Origin of the sequence: Streptomyces sp. NPDC008125, assembly GCF_042957125.1 — a bacterium.
Lineage (GTDB): Bacteria > Actinomycetota > Actinomycetes > Streptomycetales > Streptomycetaceae > Streptomyces.
Window position 1 is genome coordinate 1 of record NZ_JBIBHR010000065.1, and the last position, 1366, is coordinate 1366.

2 protein-coding genes are annotated in these 1366 nt (G+C 66.4%); both read left to right on the forward strand.

What is annotated here, in order from left to right; genetic code table 11:
- Positions 1-102 precede the first annotated feature (102 nt).
- Positions 103-957, forward strand: a complete 855-nt coding sequence (locus ACFZAX_RS35455) for an IS5 family transposase (RefSeq protein WP_390967107.1) — start codon at positions 103-105, stop codon at positions 955-957.
- Positions 954-1358, forward strand: coding sequence for a hypothetical protein (locus ACFZAX_RS35460; RefSeq protein ID WP_390967109.1), 405 nt, complete (start codon positions 954-956; stop codon positions 1356-1358). Before ACFZAX_RS35455 ends, ACFZAX_RS35460 begins: the two co-directional genes overlap by 4 nt.
- The last annotated feature ends 8 nt before the right edge of the window (positions 1359-1366 follow it).

Below are 1366 nucleotides of genomic sequence, written 5' to 3' on the forward strand. Positions count from 1 at the left end.
AGAGGGCGTTAAGTCCGATCTTCCTCGGTTCGTGATCGCTCGATCGTGGGACTGATCGCCGTACGAGCCAGCCGTTCGCCATGTGCATGCTGGGATGCGGGCATGGACCGAAGACCGTATCCGAGTGACTTATCGGACGAGCATTGGGCGTTGATCGAGCCGATGATCACGGCCTGGAAGCGGGACCGGGTGAGGCGGTCGGCGACCGGAGACCCCGGGACCTGTGATCTCCGGGAGGTCGTGAACGCGATCTTCTACCAGAACCGGACAGGCTGTCAGTGGCGCTACCTGCCCCACGATCTGCCGGCATGGTCGGCGGTGTTCTACTACTTCACGCTCTGGCGCCAGGACGGCCTCGACCAGCGGATCCAGGAACTCCTGCGCTGTCAGGTACGGGAGAAAGCCCGCCGATTAGAGGACCCGTCCCTCGTGGTCATCGACACCCAGTCCGTGCGTGCGGCCGCGGGTGTCCCGAAGACCACGACGGGACTGGATGTGAACAAGAGGACGCCGGGGCGCAAGCGGGGACTGGCCGTCGACGTGCTGGGGCTGATCATCGGCGTCGTCGTCCTGGCCGCCTCCGCCCACGACAACGCCGCAGGCACCGCCCTGCTCGACCAGGCCGCTGAACGGTGCGGGAACCGTCTGGAGAAGGCCCTGGTGGACCAGGGCTTCAAGGACGAAGTCATCATCCACGGCGCACTGCTGGACATCACCGTCGAGGTGGTGCGCCGCAACCCGGCCGACAAGGGCAAGGGCTTTGTCCCGCAGCCGAAACGGTGGGTGGTCGAGCAGGTCAACGGCACCCTGATGCTGCACCGGCGACTGGCCCGCGAGTACGACCACCGGCCCGACACCTCCGCCTCACGCGTCTACTGGGCCTCCACCGCGAACATGTCCCGTCGCCTCACCACACCCACCCCCACCTGGCGCGACACCCTCAGGACGGCCGCGTGAACATCACCGAGTTCCTGACGGATCTCCAGGCCCGCCACGACGAAGCCGTTGCCCGTGCCGATGAACTCCGCAGTCAGATCGCGGACTTGACCGACGCACTCGCCGAGACCGAAGCGCGTCTCGCGGACCTGGCCACCACCCGAAAGGTCATCGCCGAAATCGTGCCGACCGGCACCGGAGGCGAGCTCGATCCGCTCGAACAGGCCACCACCTACCAAGCCATCGTGAACGCCTTCAACCAGCACCCCGACCAGGCATTCCGAGTCCGAGAACTGCACGAACTCCTCGGCATGCCCACCGACGACCCGGCCATGAACGTCACCCGCAGCCGCCTCGGACGCCTCACCCGCCAAGGCTTCCTCACCCAACCCCGACGAGGCCGCTACCAGAAGCGGACTTAACGCCCTCT

Excerpts from the sequence above, each read along its gene's own strand:
- ACFZAX_RS35455 (WP_390967107.1), top strand. The coding sequence starts at position 103 with ATGGACCGAAGACCGTATCCGAGTGACTTATCGGACGAGCATTGGGCG.